Raw genomic sequence first — 14,203 nt, 5'->3', positions numbered from 1 at the left:
GGCGCGGGCGGGCCCGCGCCGCGCCTCAGGTCAGCGCGGACGCCGCGGCGGTGGCCGGTTCGAGCTCCACCGGGCCCACGCCGGCCCGCCGCGCCAGTGCCACGGCGGCGAGCGTCGAGTGGACGCCGAGCTTGCCGAGCACGTTCTGCATGTGCGTACGGACCGTGTGCGGGGACAGGAACAGCCGCTCGGCGACCGCCTTGCGGCCCAGGCCCGCCACCATGCAGCGCAGTACCTCGCGCTCGCGCGGCGTCAGCGACTCCACCAGCCGCTCGCTCTCCGTACGGTGCTTGCGTGCGGCCGTCAGCTCCCGCAGGACGCCGGTCAGCAGCGCGGGCGGCAGATGCGTCTCGTCGCGCAGCACGCCGCGGATGACGGCGAGCAGGCGGGAGAGCGAGCAGTCCTTGGCGACCCAGCCGCCGGCGCCCGCCTGGAGCGCGAAGGCGGCCCGGCGCGGGTCGTCCTTCTCGGCGAGCACGACGGTACGGACGTACGGGTAGGCCGTACGGACGCCGGCGACCAGCGAGATGCCGTCCAGCGGGCCGCCGTCGGCGGTGCTGTCGCGGCCCGGCGCGGGCCGGTCCGGTACGGACGCCAGCGGCGCCGCGACGGTGCCGAGGTCGGCGTCGATGAGCATCACGTCGAAGCGCCGGCCGTCCGTGGCCGCCCGCTCCAGGCTGCGCAGAGCCGCCGGTCCGCTGCCGGCCGCGGCCACGTCCACGTCCTGCTCGGCCGCGAGCGCGGCCGCCAGGGACTCGGCGAAGATGCGGTGGTCGTCGACCACCAGAACCCGGATGCGTTGCACTGAGACCCCCTGTCTCGGGGAACGGACCAAGTGGGCACGGCGCCCGGGACCAAGGCCGACGCAGCCGCACGGCCGCCGCCGTGCCGCCTGGCTACCCCACCCCGGGCGTCGTACCCGACTGTCTCGCCCCCTGATCAGCACCGGCCCCCACCGGTGCTGGGACTCAGAGTACGGACGGGGTGCGGCAACGGAAGGCTATTGGCAAAACTGCCCGGCCCAAGTGTTCACAGTGGGGCCCAGCGCCCGTCGAGGGGCACGAGTCGACAAGGTTCGTCCGAATCCGATCGGCCGCAGCGGCCGGCCGCCAGGCGCCCGGAGCGGGGTGAGCACCGGGCGCCGGGCCTCAGCGCAGCCGCCGGGCCCCCGCGCCCGGAACGGCCAAAAAGATCCGTGGCGCCGGGTGCCCGGCCGCCGCGAACGCCTCGGTGACCCGCGCGGTGACGGTGTCCGTGTCCGCCTCCTCGACCAGGACGACGGCCGAGCCGCCGAATCCGCCGCCGGTCATCCGGGCGCCCAGCGCGCCCGCCGCGACCGCCGCGTCGACGGCCAGGTCCAGTTCGGCGCAGGAGACCCGGAAGTCGTCGCGCAGCGAGGCGTGTCCGGCGGTCAGCAGCGGGCCGATGGCACGGGGTTCGCCGGCGTCCAGGCGGGCGATGACGTCCTCGACGCGCCGGTTCTCGGTGACGACGTGCCGTACGACGGCGCGGACACCGGGGCCGCCGTCGCCGGGCCGGTCGTCCGGGCCGTCCCCCGTCCCGACGCCCGGCTCGTCATGCTCCGCCGGGAGCCCGTCCAGTACGGCGGGCAGGTGTGCGTACGGCACATCGCGCAGCGCGTGTACGCCGAGCGCCCGCGCACCGCGCTCGCACATGGCGCGGCGCTGGGCGTACGCGCCGTCCCCCAGCTCGTGTTTCACCCGGGTGTCCACGACCAGGAGCCGCAGCCCCTCCCCCGCCAAATCGAACGGGATCTGCCGCTGGGAGAGGTCGCGGGTGTCCAGGAACAGCGCGTGGCCGTTCGTGCAACAGGCCGCGGCGGTCTGGTCCATGATGCCGCAGGGCACGCCCACGAAGGCGTTCTCGGCGCGCTGCGCGAGCTGCGCCAGGCGCTGCCGGGTGAGCCCGAGTCCGTACAGGTGGTCCAGGGCGAGCGCGGTGACGACCTCCAGGGCGGCCGACGAGGACAGTCCGGCGCCGACCGGGACGGTGCTGTCGTAGTGCAGGTCGGCGCCGCCGACGGGCAGTCCGGCCTCGCGCATCGCCCAGACGACGCCCGCGGGGTAGGCCGCCCAGCCGCCGTCGGGGGCCGGACGCAGGGCGTCCAGCCGCAGTTCGACGGTCTGGCCGTCACCGCTGCCGCCGCCGTCGCCGGAGTGCACCCGCAGGACGCCGTCGGTGCGGGGCGCGGCGGCGGCGAGGGTGGTGTGCGGCAGGGCCAGCGGCATCACGAAGCCGTCGTTGTAGTCGGTGTGTTCGCCGATCAGATTGACGCGGCCGGGCGCCGCCCACACTCCGGCGGGGGCGGCGCCGTACACCTCGCGGAAGCGCTCGGCGGTGTCCCGGGCGCGCTGCTCCTCACCCGCGGTCCGGCCGGTGGTGTCGGTCATGGGGTGCCGGTCTCCCTCTGCCGGGCGAACCGCCAGGCGTCGGCGACGATGCCGGCCAGGTCGGTGCGGCTGGGGCGCCAGCCGAGCCGGTCGATCGCGGTCCGCGCGGAGGCGACCAGGACGGCGGGGTCGCCGCCGCGGCGGTCCGCGGTGATCTCGGGGACGGGGTGGCCGGTGACCTTGCGGACGGTCTCGATCACCTCGCGTACGGAGAAGCCGTTGCCGTTGCCGAGGTTGCAGATCAGGTGCTGTCCCGGTTCGGCGGCCTCCAAGGACAGCAGGTGGGCCTCCGCCAGGTCGGCGACGTGGATGTAGTCGCGTACGCAGGTGCCGTCGGGCGTCGGGTAGTCGTCACCGTAGACGGAGATGGCCGCGCGCTTGCCCTGGGCGACCTGGAGGACGAGCGGGATCAGGTGCGACTCGGGGTCGTGGCGTTCGCCGTACGCGCCGTACGCGCCCGCGACGTTGAAGTAGCGCAGCGAGACGGCGGCCAGGCCGTGCGCCGCGCACTCGCCCGCGATCATGTGGTCGACGGCGAGCTTGGAGGCGCCGTACGGGCTGGTGGGCGCGGTGGGCGCGGACTCGGTGATCGGGGTCGACTCGGGTTCGCCGTAGGTGGCGGCGGTGGAGGAGAAGACCAGGGTGCGCACGCCGGCGGCGCGCATCGCGGCGAGCAGGTCCATGGTGCCGCCGACGTTGTTGCGCCAGTACTTCTCGGGGGCCGTGACGGACTCGCCGACCTGGGAGAACGCGGCGAAGTGCAGCACCGCGTCGTAGGAGGCGTCCAGGTGGCGGGCGGCGTCCTGGACGCGGCCCTCGATGAACTCGGCACCCGCCGGGACGCCCTCACGGTGCCCGGTGGACAGGTCGTCGAGGACCGTGACGGTGTGCCCGGCCTCGACCAGGTGGGCCGCCACGACGCTGCCCACGTATCCCGCGCCGCCGGTGACCAGGTACTTGTCGCTCACTCGCTCGCTACCTCTCGCAGTCGCTCGGCCGCAGCCTCCGGCGGCACGTCGTTGATGAACACGTTCATGCCGGATTCGGAACCCGCGAGGAACTTCAGCTTGCCGGAAGTACGGCGGACGGTGAAAAGCTCCAGATGGAGCGCGAACTGGCCGCGGTCGGCGGCGTACAGCGGCGCCTGGTGCCAGGCGGAGATGTACGGGGTCGGCGGCTCACCGGGGCCGAAGATCCGGTCGAAGCGCCGCAAGACTTCCAGATAGACCTGTGGGAACTCTGTGCGCGCGTCCTCGCCGAGGGCGAGCAGGTCGGGGACGCGGCGCTTGGGGTAGAGGTGGACCTCGTACGGCCAGTGGGCGGCGTACGGGACGAAGGCGGTCCAGTGCTCGGTGTCCAGGACGACGCGGCGGCCGTCGGCGCGTTCGTCGGCGAGGACGTCGTCGAAGAGGTTGCGGCCGCCGGTCGCCGTGCGGTGGGCGGCGAGCCGGTCGAGCATCCGTTCGGTGCGCGGGGTGGTGAAGGGGTAGGCGTAGATCTGGCCGTGCGGGTGGCCGAGGGTGACACCGATCTCCGCGCCGCGGTTCTCGAAGCAGAAGACCTGCTGGACGCCGGGCAGTTGGGAGAGTTCGGCGGTGCGGTCGGTCCACGCCTCCAGGACGAGCGCGGCCTGTTCCTCGGTGAGGGCGGCGAACGAGGCGTCGTGGTCGGGGGTGAAGCAGACGACCTCGCAGCGGCCGGTGTCGCCGGCCAGGGAGGGGAAGCGGTTCTCGAAGACGGCGACGTCGTAGTCGGCGGCGGGGATCTCGGTGCCGCGGCCGTCGCGGGAGGGGCACAGCGGGCAGGCGTCGGCCGGCGGGTGGTACGTACGGCCCTGGCGGTGCGAGGCGATGGCGACCGCGTCCCCCAGGAGGCGGTCGTGGCGGATCTCGGAGGCGGTGGAGACCGGGGCGAGCGGGCGGCGGTCGGTGTCGTCGCGCACCACGTCGTCACGCAGGTCGTAGTAGATGAGCTCCCGGCCGTCGGCGAGCCGCGTCATCGTCTTCTTCACTGGAGCACTCCTCGGGCACACCGTCACACCCACCAAACACAAACACACACAATGAAGCACAACTAAACAACCCAGTCAACGCCTGACCTCGGCCGGATCGACACCCGGACTATTCACCGCAAAGCACCCACTCCGATCACGATGGGGCCACGAGAACGAACAAAAGTCTTCAGTTTCTGAAGGACCGCGCGTAGTTTCCTGTGCGTTCATCACGCACAGAGAAGTGAGTGCCCCATGATCACCTTGGCCGCAGGGCTACGGCTGCCCACCAACGGACTCGATTACGCGATTCTGGCCGTCTACTTCGCCGTCGTCCTCGGCATCGGCTTCGCCGCCCGGCGCAGCGTGAAGACCAGCCTGGACTTCTTCCTGTCCGGGCGGTCGCTGCCCGCCTGGGTCACCGGTCTCGCCTTCGTCGCCGCCAACCTCGGCGCCACCGAGATCCTCGGCATGGCCGCCACCGGCGCGCAGTACGGCGTCGCCGTCGTGCACTGGTACTGGATCGGCGCCATCCCCGCCATGGTGTTCCTCGGCCTGGTGATGATGCCGTTCTACTACGGCTCGCGGGTGCGCTCCGTACCGGAGTTCCTGCTCCAGCGCTTCGACAAGTCGGCGCACCTGCTCAGTTCGGTGCTGTTCGCCTTCGCCGCGATCCTCATCGCCGGCGTCAACCTGTACGCCCTGTCGATCGTCGTGGAGGCGCTGCTGGGCTGGCCGCAGTGGGTGGCCATCGTGGTCGCCGGGGTGTTCGTCCTCGCGTACATCACCGTCGGCGGCCTGTCCTCGGCGATCTACAACGAGGTGCTCCAGTTCTTCGTCATCCTGGCCGCGCTCATCCCGATCTGCGTCATCGGTCTCAAGCGGGTCGGCGGCTGGGACGGGCTGACCTCGTCGCTGGACAAGAGCCACGGGCACAGCTTCCTGACCGCGTGGGACAACACCGGCATCGGCGAGCCCAACGCGCTGGGCGCCAACTGGCTGACGATCATCCTGGGCCTGGGCTTTGTGCTCTCCTTCGGCTACTGGACCACCAACTTCGCCGAGGTGCAGCGCGCGCTGTCCGCCAAGAACCTCTCCGCCGCGCAGCGCACCCCGCTGATCGCCGCCTACCCGAAGATCTTCATCGCCTTCCTGGTGATGATCCCCGGTCTGGTCGCCGCGGTCGTCGTGCCCCAGATCGGCCACGAGGGCTCGGACTTCACCTACAACGACGCCATTCCGCTGCTGATGCGGGACCTGCTGCCCAACGGTGTCCTGGGCATCGCGGTCACCGGTCTGCTGGCCGCGTTCATGGCGGGCATGGCCGCCAACGTCTCGTCGTTCAACACCGTGTTCACCTCGGACATCTGGGCGAAGTACGTACGGCCCGGCCGCGAGGACCGCTACTACCTGCGGTTCGGCCGCCTGGTGACCGCCGTCGGCGTGCTGTGCAGCATCGGTACGGCCTTCCTGGCCGCCAGCTTCAACAACATCATGGGCTACCTCCAGACGCTGTTCTCCTTCTTCAACGTGCCGATGTTCGTGGTCTTCATCATCGGCATGTTCTGGAAGCGGGCCTCCATGAAGTCCGGTGTGTGGGGCCTGGTCGCGGGCACCACCGCCGCGATGATCAACTACTTCTGGATCTACAAGCAGGGCATCATCGCCATCCCCACCGACCAGGGCGCCAACTTCGTCTCCGCGATCGTCGCCTTCGTCGTCGGCGCCGTGGTGATGGTCGGTGTCACCCTGTTCACCGAGCCCAAGCCGGAGGCCGAACTCGCCGGCCTGGTCTACGGCACCCGGTCCCCCGGCCTGGACGAGCCGCCCGCCGCGGGCGACGACGCGTGGTACCGCAAGCCGGCGCTGCTCGGCTGGGGCGCGATCGTCCTCGCCGCGCTCTGCTACGTCCCGTACTCCTTCTGACGCCCGCATCCCAGCCGAAGGAACGCACGCACCATGAGTGACTACCAGCACGAGGTCGAACTGGAGCGCAGGTCGGCCACGGCCGCCCGGCTCTTCGACATCCGGCTCATCATCGGCGGCCTGTTCACGGTCTACGGCGTCATCGTGATGATCGCCGGGTTCACCGTCTCCGACGCGGACCTGAAGAAGGCCGAGGACATCAACATCAACCTCTGGACCGGCCTGGGCATGCTGCTGCTCGGCCTGTTCTTCCTGGCCTGGATCAAGCTGCGCCCGGTCGTCCCGCCGACCGCCGAGGAGCTGGCGGCCCTCCAGGAGGAAACCGACTGACCGCGCGCGTCACGGCGGCGGGACGGCCTCGGCCCCCGCCGCCTCGCGCGCGGCCGCGCCCCGGGTCGCCGCCCGGTCCAGCAGCCCCGTACGGGCCGCCAGCGCCGCCGCCTCCAGCCGCGAGCCCACGCCCAGCTTCATCAGGACCCGCTGCACATGCGTACGGGCGGTGCTCGGCGCGATGCCCATCCCGGCCGCGATCAGCCGGGTGTCCTCGCCCTCGGCGACCCGTACCAGCACCTCGACCTCGCGCGGCGTGAGCATCTGGAGCAGCCGGGCGCCCTCGTCGTCGGGCTGCGCCGCCGGATGCAGCAGCTCCTCGAAGGCTTGCTGGAGCAACTGCGGCGCGATCGCCGCCTCCCCGGCCCGCGCCTTCATCATGGCGCGTTCCACGCCCTCGATGCGCTCGTCGTGGCGTACGTAGCCGGAGGCGCCCGCGGCGAAGGCGGCCGCGATACCGCGCGGGTTGGGCACCGGGCCGAGCACCACGACCGCGACCTGCGGCCGCTCCTTCTTGATCCGTACGACCGGGTCGAAGGCGCCCGGCTCGGCCGGGGACGCCGTGCCCAGCAGGCACACTTCGGGCGCCCGGCTCACCACCAGATCCGCCGCCCCGGCGCTCGGGGCGGCCGCCGCGAGCACGCGGTGGCCGCGCAGTTTCAAGGCCGAGGCGAGTGCCTCGGCGAGCAGTCGGTGATCGTCGACCACCATCAGCCGCACGCCCATTGCAGCAACCCCCCAAATTCCCCGGCGAGCCCAGCCCCCCGGCCCTCGCCAGGCCCCTTGCCCCCGGAAGCTACACGCTTGTTCGACGTTGCGCGCCCCCTAAGGGGAAGATGCCTGTCGTAATGCTGAAATCCCGGCCAGTCATGGTTGGTTACACACAGTTTCTTGGCCGAATGTGACAGGAGAGGCGCCGGAGCCGATCGATCGTGGCCGGCTCCGGCGGTAGCGGCTCCTTCGCCACGCGTGCCCCGCTACGCGTCCTCCGCCAGTTCCAGCCACCGCATCTCCAGCTCCTCCCGCTCGCCCACCAGCTCCCGCAGCTGTGCGTCCAGCCCCGCGACCTTCTCGAAGTCCGTCGCGTGCTCGGCGATCTGCGCGTGCAGCTTCGCCTCCTTCTCGCCGATGCGGTCGAGCTGCCGCTCGATCTTCTGCAGCTCCTTCTGCGCCGCCCGCGTCACGGCGGCCGGCTTCTGCTTCGGCGCCTCCGGTGCCGGAGCGGACGCGGGCGCCGCCGCGTCGATCACCTTCTGGCGCCGCTCCAGGTACTCGTCCAGACCGCGCGGCAGCATCCGCAGCGTCGCGTCGCCCAGCAGCGCGAACACCCGGTCGGTGGTCCGCTCGACGAAGTACCGGTCGTGGCTGATGACCACCAGCGAGCCCGCCCAGCCGTCGAGCAGGTCCTCCAGCTGCGTCAGCGTCTCGATGTCCAGGTCGTTGGTCGGCTCGTCCAGGAACAGCACGTTCGGCTCGTCCATCAGCAGCCGCAGGATCTGCAGCCGCCGCCGCTCACCGCCCGACAGGTCGCCGACCGGCGTCCACTGCTTCTCCTTGGTGAAGCCGAACTTCTCGCACAGCTGGCCCGCGGTCATCTCCCGGCCCTTGCCGAGGTCCACCCGCTCCCGTACCCGCTGCACGGCCTCCAGCACCCGCAGCGCCGGGTCCAGCTCCGCGACCTCCTGCGACAGGTAGGCCAGCTTCACCGTCTTGCCGACCACGATCTTCCCCGCGGCCGGCTGCGCCTCGCCCTCCGTACGCGCCGCCTCGGCCAGTGCCCGCAGCAGCGACGTCTTGCCCGCGCCGTTCACCCCGACCAGACCGATCCGGTCGCCCGGCCCGAGCTGCCAGGTCAGATGCTTGAGCAGCACCTTGGGCCCGGCCTGCACGGTCACGTCCGCCAGCTCGAAGACGGTCTTGCCCAGCCGGGAGTTCGCGAACTTCATCAGCTCGGCGGTGTCCCGCGGCGGCGGCACGTCCGCGATCAGCTCGTTGGCCGCCTCGATACGGAACCGCGGCTTGCTGGTACGCGCCGGAGCGCCCCGGCGCAGCCAGGCCAGCTCCTTGCGCATCAGGTTCTGCCGCTTGGCCTCTTCGCTGGCGGCGATCCGCTCACGCTCGGCACGGGCGAAGACGTAGTCGCTGTAGCCGCCCTCGTACTCGTGGACGTCGCCGCGCTGCACGTCCCACATCCGGGTGCACACCTGGTCCAGGAACCAGCGGTCGTGGGTGACGCACACCAGCGCCGACCGGCGTTCGCGCAGGTGGCGGGCGAGCCAGGAGATGCCCTCGACGTCCAGGTGGTTCGTCGGCTCGTCCAGCACGATCAGGTCCTGCTCGGCGATCAGCAGCTTCGCCAGCGCGATCCGGCGGCGCTCACCACCGGACAGCGGGCCGATCACGGTGTCCAGGCCCTGCCCCAGCCCCGGCAGGTCCAGCCCGCCGAACAGCCCGGTCAGCACGTCCCGGATCTTGGCGTTGCCCCGCCACTCGTGGTCCGCGAGGTCGCCGATGACCTCGTGGCGCACGGTCGCGGCCGGGTCCAGCGAGTCGTGCTGGGTCAGCACGCCGAGCCGCAGTCCGCTGTTGTGCGTCACCCGGCCGTCGTCGGCGTCCTCCAGCTTCGCGAGGATCCGGATCAAGGTCGTCTTGCCGTCGCCGTTACGCCCCACGACGCCGATCCGGTCCCCCTCATTGACACCCAGGGAAACACCGTCGAGCAGTGCACGGGTCCCGTACACCTTGCCCACGGCTTCCAGATTGACGAGGTTGACGGCCACACTTCACTCCATCGGTCGGGGTCCTCCCGACAGCCTAGTCCGGCCCCCGGAGGCTTTTCCCCGCGTGCTTCCCGCGCGGGAGTGCGAACCGGGGCCCCGCGCGCCGCGGGGGTGGCCGGGGTGCCGCACACGCCCCCGCTCCTTGGACGGCCTCAGACGACCGTCGCGCCGGGTACCGGTCCCGCCGCCACCCGGGCGGCCCGGCAGGTGCCGGAGGTCAGCAGGGCGTCGGCCACCGAGGCGGCCGTGTCGGCGTCCTTGGCGAGGAAGGCCGTGGTGGGGCCCGAGCCGGAGACCAGGGCGGCCAGGGCTCCGGCGGTGGTGCCCGCCGTGAGGGTGGCGGCCAGCGACGGGCGCAGGGAGAGCGCGGCGGGCTGGAGGTCGTTGGCGAGGGCGGGGGCCAGGGCGGTCGGGTCGCCGGTGCGCAGCGCGTCGAGCAGGGCCGGGGACGCTTCCGGGGCGGGGACGCTCACGCCTTCGGTGAGGCGGTCGAACTCGGCGTAGACGGCCGGGGTGGACAGGCCGCCGTCGGCCACCGCGAAGACCCAGTGGAACGTGCCGCCCACCTCCAGCGGCGTCAGCAGCTCGCCGCGCCCACGGCCCAGCGCCGCCCCGCCCACCAGCGAGAACGGCACGTCACTGCCCAGCTCGGCACAGATCGCGAGCAGCTCCTCGCGGGTGGCACCGGTGCCCCACAGCGCGTCGCACGCCACCAGGGCGCCCGCCGCGTCCGCGCTGCCGCCGGCCATGCCGCCCGCGACGGGGATGTCCTTGGCGATGTGCAGGTGCACGTCGGGCGCGATGCCGTGCCGGGCGGCGAGGAGTTCCGCGGCGCGGGCGGCCAGGTTCGTACGGTCCAGGGGGACGCGGTCGGTGTCCGGGCCGGTCGCGGTGATCCGCAGGGCGTCGGCCGGGGTGGCGGTGACCTCGTCGTACAGGCCGACGGCCAGGAAGACGTTGGCCAGGTCGTGGAAGCCGTCCGGGCGGGCGCCGCCGACGGCGAGCTGCACGTTGACCTTGGCGGGTACGCGGACGGTGACGGCGGGCCGGTCGGTCACGCGGCGCTCCCCTCGTGGACGGGCTTGTGCTCGGCGATGCGGGCGAACTCCTCGACGGTCAGCGCCTCGCCCCGGGCCTGCGGCGAGACGCCGGCGGCGACCAGCGCGGTCTCGGCGGCGGCAGCGGACCCGGCCCATCCGGCCAGGGCGGCGCGCAGCGTCTTGCGGCGCTGGGCGAACGCCGCGTCGACCACGGCGAAGACCTGTTCGCGACTGGCGGTGGTCTCGACCGGCTTCTCCCGGCGGACCAGCGAGACCAGCCCGGAGTCGACGTTGGGCGCGGGCCAGAACACGTTGCGCCCGATCGCGCCGGCCCGCTTGACCTCGGCGTACCAGTTGGCCTTGACCGACGGCACGCCGTACACCTTGTTGCCGGGCCGGGCCGCGAGCCGGTCGGCGACCTCGGACTGGACCATGACCAGGGTGCGGTCGATGGTGGGGAACGTCGCGAGCATGTGCAGCAGGACAGGAACGGCGACGTTGTACGGGAGGTTGGCGACCAGCGCGGTGGGCGCGGGCCCCGGCAGGTCCCGCACGAGCATGGCGTCGCTGTGCACGAGCGCGAAGCGGTCGGCGCGGCCGGGCAGCCGGGTCTCGACGGTGGCGGGCAGCGCGGCTGCCAGCACGTCGTCGATCTCGACGGCGGTGACCCGGTCGGCGGCCTCCAGCAGGGCCAGGGTCAGCGAGCCGAGCCCGGGTCCGACCTCGACGACGGTGTCGTCCGGCCGCACCTCGGCGGTGCGCACGATGCGCCGGACGGTGTTGGCGTCGATGACGAAGTTCTGGCCGCGCTGCTTGGTGGGGCGGACGCCCAGCGCGGTGGCCAGTTCGCGGATGTCGGCGGCGCCCAGGAGGGGGCCGGGCTCGTCGGTGGGGCTGCTGTTGCTCACCCGTGCAGCTTACGGCGCCCCGGGCCGCGGTCGGCGACAGCGGCCACCGCGCCCCGGGCTGCCCGCCCGCTCAGCCGTGCGGCTCGCTAGTCGTGCAGCTTGCGCCCGCACACCGGCCACGGGCTCGCGCCCCGGCTGATGTAGAGCTTCTTGGCGCGGTAGGTCTGCTCCCTGGCCGGTGCGTCCTGGGGGCGTCCGTTGCCGCCGAGGCCGCGCCAGGTGCCGGTGTCGAACTGGTAGAGGCCGCCGTAGGTGCCGGACGCGTCGACCGCGTCGGGGCGGCCGCCCGCCTCGCACTGGGCGAGCGCGCCCCAGTTCAGGTGGTCGGCCCCGTCCACGCTCATCGGCATCGGCTTGGTGCCGACGTGCACGATCCGGTCGCGCGGCTCGCGGACGACCTCCGAGCCGACCTTCTTGGGCTTCTGCTGGACGCCGTTGACCGTACGGATCTCGTAGGTCAGGCGGCGTACGCCGGGCTGTCCCTGGCGGACCACTGTCTCGGTGCCCTTGAAGAGCGCCGGGTCGGCCTGCTTGACGGTCTCGAACGGGATGGTCACCTCGCGGACCTTCTCGGCGCCGGTGATCCGCAGGACGGAGACGGTCTGCCCGTCGCGCGGGAAGGACTCGGGCGCCACGGAGGTGATGTCCTCGCCGCGCAGCACGATGCCCGCCTGGTCGAGTGCCTCGCTGACGGTGGCCGCGTTGGTGCGGACGGTGTGCTCGCGGCCGTCGGCGACGAAGGTGACGCTGCGTTCGGTGCGGACGTCGAGGTCGAGGCCGTTGCGGCCGATGCGCTGGGCGGGGTCGGCGGACAGGTAGGCGCCCTCGGCGCGGACGCCGAGTCCGCGCAGCGCGCCGCCGACGGTCTCGGCGGTCGTCCAGACCTGGCGGCGTTCGCCGTCCAGGGTGAGGCGGACCGGCCGTCCGTAGCGGACGGTGATCTCGTCGCCGCTGGTCAGCGCGGCGTCGGCGGCGGGCTGGACGAGGTCGTGCGCGCCGACCGGGACGTCCTCGTCGGCGAGCAGGTCGCCGACGTCGGCGGCGAAGGTGTGCAGGGTGCGGGGTTCGCCGTCGACGTCGATGCGGACGGCCTTGTCGTGGGCGATGAAGGCGGAGGTGCCACCGGCCAGGAAGGCCACGACGAGGGCCTGCGGGAGCAGGCGGCGGCGGGTTTCGGTGCCGTCGGCGCCGCGGCGGTCGGTGGCGTTGAGCCGGCCGGTCATGCCGCGGCGGTGGGCGGTGCCGCGGGAGGCGCGGCGGGCGGCGGCCCGGCCTCCGGCGCGGGGGGCGGGGACGCCGGCCAGGTCGTCGCGCAGCGGGATCAGCGGCCCCTGGTGGGGCACCCGCGCCGGCCCGGCGGGTGCGGGCGTCTCCCAGGTCTCGTCCGCGCCGGGCGGGTTCGCGGGGCCGCCCGGGGCTTCCTCCGGCGGCCGGGGGGCCTCGGTGGCGCGTGCCGGGTACGGGGACGCCGGGGCGGGGGCGGCGCGGCCGTCCCGCGCCGGGTCGTAGCGCTCGTACCGGTCTCCCGTTCCGTACGGACCGTACGTCTCGTACACGTCGTACGGCCCGTACTCGCCGTACGCGCTGTAGCTCCCGTACTCGCTCTGCGTCCCGTGTCCCCCGCGCGTCCCGTACGCCCCGTCGCCGTACGCCGCATACCTCCCGTACGGGTCGGGGTTCTCGACGGCTGCGTCACGCGGCGGCTCGGTGCTGGGTCCGTGTCCGCCGTGCGCGAGGTGGTGGCTGCCCTGCGAATGAGTCACGACGCTCCACGTGCCACGGGTCCGGGTGTGGCCCGGAATGTAGCGGAGCGCGGGTGACTCTCCAAAGCGGACCCGCTACACAGTGTCGTCGCGCTATGGTGCCGCGCCCGTCTCCGCGAACCCCTCAGTAGCCGAAGGCGCGCGCCGTGTTCGCCGCGACGGCGCTGGCCAGGGCGTCCTCCGGCATTCCCTTGACCTCGGCCATGGCCCGCAGCGTGACCGGAATGAGATACGGGGCGTTAGGCCGTCCGCGGTACGGCGCGGGGGTGAGGAAGGGCGCGTCGGTCTCGACGAGCACCAGTTCGGGCGGGGCGACGGCGAGGGCGTCGCGCAGCGGCTGGGCGTTCTTGAAGGTGACGTTGCCCGCGAAGGACATGAAGTACCCGGCCTCGGCGCAGACCTTCGCCATCTCGGCGTCGCCCGAGTAGCAGTGGAAGACGACGGTGTCCGGCGCGCCTTCTTCGCGCAGGATCCGCAACACGTCGTCGTGGGCCTCGCGGTCGTGGATGACCAGGGCCTTGCCGTGCCGCTTGGCGATCTCGATGTGGGCGCGGAAGGAGCGCTGCTGGGCGGCCATGCCGTCGGGGCCGGTGCGGAAGTGGTCCAGGCCGGTCTCGCCGACGCCGCGGACGTGCGGGAGGGCGGCGAGGGCGTCGATCTCGGCGAGCGCGGCGTCGAGGGCGGCGTCCCCGCCGGCCTCGCGGGCGCCCTGGCGTGACCAGCCCTCCGGATCTCCGAGCACGATCCGCGGCGCTTCGTTCGGGTGCAGCGCGACCGTCGCGTGCACGGCCTCGTGCGCGGCGGCGGTCTCGGCGGCCCAGCGTGAGCCGTTCACGTCGCAGCCGACCTGGACGACGGTGGTCACGCCCACGGAGGCGGCCTTGGCCAGCGCTTCCGGGACTGTGCCCTCCTGCATGTCCAGGTGGGTGTGCGAGTCCGCCACCGGCACCCGAAGCGGTTCGGGCAGCGGCGGCGGCGCGTCCTTGGTGCTCTTGCTCATGGCCGCGATCCTACGAGGGGCCGGTGACGGCCACCGGCCGGGACCGCGGCCGCGG

The 14,203-nt window shown here is 72.9% G+C and carries 12 protein-coding genes; 2 read left to right on the top strand and 10 right to left on the bottom strand.

The features are described 5' to 3' along the window. Nucleotides 1-25: 25 nt before the first annotated feature. The 4 genes from OEIGOIKO_RS24885 to galT form a co-directional block, all read right to left on the bottom strand. A complete protein-coding gene (locus OEIGOIKO_RS24885) occupies nt 26-805 on the bottom strand; it encodes a response regulator transcription factor (protein WP_032927488.1) in 780 nt (259 codons plus the stop codon). Between the two features lie 343 nt (nt 806-1,148). Continuing rightward, nucleotides 1,149-2,411, bottom strand: a complete 1,263-nt coding sequence (galK, locus tag OEIGOIKO_RS24880; RefSeq protein WP_125055886.1) for a galactokinase — start codon at nt 2,409-2,411, stop codon at nt 1,149-1,151. Then, complete coding sequence (gene galE / locus OEIGOIKO_RS24875) at nt 2,408-3,379, bottom strand: UDP-glucose 4-epimerase GalE (RefSeq protein WP_125055885.1); 972 nt, start codon at nt 3,377-3,379, stop codon at nt 2,408-2,410. The genes galK and galE overlap by 4 nt, the downstream gene beginning before the upstream one ends. Then, nucleotides 3,376-4,422, bottom strand: coding sequence for a galactose-1-phosphate uridylyltransferase (gene galT / locus OEIGOIKO_RS24870; RefSeq protein WP_125055884.1), 1,047 nt, complete (start codon nt 4,420-4,422; stop codon nt 3,376-3,378). The genes galE and galT overlap by 4 nt, the downstream gene beginning before the upstream one ends. A gap of 234 nt (nt 4,423-4,656) precedes the next feature. Here galT and OEIGOIKO_RS24865 point away from each other — a divergent pair, with 234 nt between their 5' ends. Both OEIGOIKO_RS24865 and OEIGOIKO_RS24860 read left to right on the top strand, forming a co-directional pair. Next, the gene (locus OEIGOIKO_RS24865; RefSeq protein ID WP_125055883.1) at nt 4,657-6,327 is read left to right on the top strand and encodes a sodium:solute symporter family protein; all 1,671 of its coding nucleotides are present in this window, start codon (nt 4,657-4,659) and stop codon (nt 6,325-6,327) included. 33 nt (nt 6,328-6,360) lie between these two features. Beyond that, the gene (locus tag OEIGOIKO_RS24860; RefSeq protein ID WP_125055882.1) at nt 6,361-6,657 is read left to right on the top strand and encodes a hypothetical protein; all 297 of its coding nucleotides are present in this window, start codon (nt 6,361-6,363) and stop codon (nt 6,655-6,657) included. Nucleotides 6,658-6,666: 9 nt separating this feature from the next. Here the strand turns inward: OEIGOIKO_RS24860 and OEIGOIKO_RS24855 are convergent, their stop codons facing one another. The 6 genes from OEIGOIKO_RS24855 to OEIGOIKO_RS24830 form a co-directional block, all read right to left on the bottom strand. Beyond that, on the bottom strand, nt 6,667-7,383 hold the full coding sequence (locus OEIGOIKO_RS24855) for a helix-turn-helix transcriptional regulator (protein WP_125046533.1): 717 nt from the start codon (nt 7,381-7,383) through the stop codon (nt 6,667-6,669). 251 nt (nt 7,384-7,634) lie between these two features. Beyond that, nucleotides 7,635-9,437: an ABC-F family ATP-binding cassette domain-containing protein gene (locus OEIGOIKO_RS24850; protein WP_125055881.1), complete on the bottom strand. Its 1,803-nt coding sequence runs from the start codon at nt 9,435-9,437 to the stop codon at nt 7,635-7,637. Between the two features lie 152 nt (nt 9,438-9,589). After that, on the bottom strand, nt 9,590-10,495 hold the full coding sequence (locus OEIGOIKO_RS24845) for a 4-(cytidine 5'-diphospho)-2-C-methyl-D-erythritol kinase (protein ID WP_125055880.1): 906 nt from the start codon (nt 10,493-10,495) through the stop codon (nt 9,590-9,592). Further along, the gene (gene rsmA / locus OEIGOIKO_RS24840; protein WP_125055879.1) at nt 10,492-11,385 is read right to left on the bottom strand and encodes a 16S rRNA (adenine(1518)-N(6)/adenine(1519)-N(6))-dimethyltransferase RsmA; all 894 of its coding nucleotides are present in this window, start codon (nt 11,383-11,385) and stop codon (nt 10,492-10,494) included. The genes OEIGOIKO_RS24845 and rsmA overlap by 4 nt, the downstream gene beginning before the upstream one ends. Nucleotides 11,386-11,471: 86 nt before the next feature. Further along, nucleotides 11,472-13,148, bottom strand: a complete 1,677-nt coding sequence (locus tag OEIGOIKO_RS24835) for a resuscitation-promoting factor (protein ID WP_174857211.1) — start codon at nt 13,146-13,148, stop codon at nt 11,472-11,474. Between the two features lie 124 nt (nt 13,149-13,272). Then, a complete protein-coding gene (locus OEIGOIKO_RS24830; RefSeq protein ID WP_125055878.1) occupies nt 13,273-14,148 on the bottom strand; it encodes a TatD family hydrolase in 876 nt (291 codons plus the stop codon). Between the last annotated feature and the right edge of the window lie 55 nt (nt 14,149-14,203).

The sequence above is a fragment of the Streptomyces paromomycinus genome (assembly GCF_003865155.1).
Classification (GTDB): domain Bacteria; phylum Actinomycetota; class Actinomycetes; order Streptomycetales; family Streptomycetaceae; genus Streptomyces; species Streptomyces chrestomyceticus.
The sequence above is the reverse complement of the archived record's forward strand: the minus strand, read 5'-3'. Positions and strand labels throughout refer to the sequence as shown.

Bases quoted from the DNA above. Each gene is read 5' to 3' on its own strand.
- galK (WP_125055886.1), bottom strand. From the start codon at position 2,411: ATGACCGACACCACCGGCCGGACCGCGGGTGAGGAGCAGCGCGCCCGG.
- OEIGOIKO_RS24865 (WP_125055883.1), top strand. From the start codon at position 4,657: ATGATCACCTTGGCCGCAGGGCTACGGCTGCCCACCAACGGACTCGAT.
- OEIGOIKO_RS24860 (WP_125055882.1), top strand. From the start codon at position 6,361: ATGAGTGACTACCAGCACGAGGTCGAACTGGAGCGCAGGTCGGCCACG.
- OEIGOIKO_RS24855 (WP_125046533.1), bottom strand. From the start codon at position 7,383: ATGGGCGTGCGGCTGATGGTGGTCGACGATCACCGACTGCTCGCCGAG.
- OEIGOIKO_RS24830 (WP_125055878.1), bottom strand. From the start codon at position 14,148: ATGAGCAAGAGCACCAAGGACGCGCCGCCGCCGCTGCCCGAACCGCTT.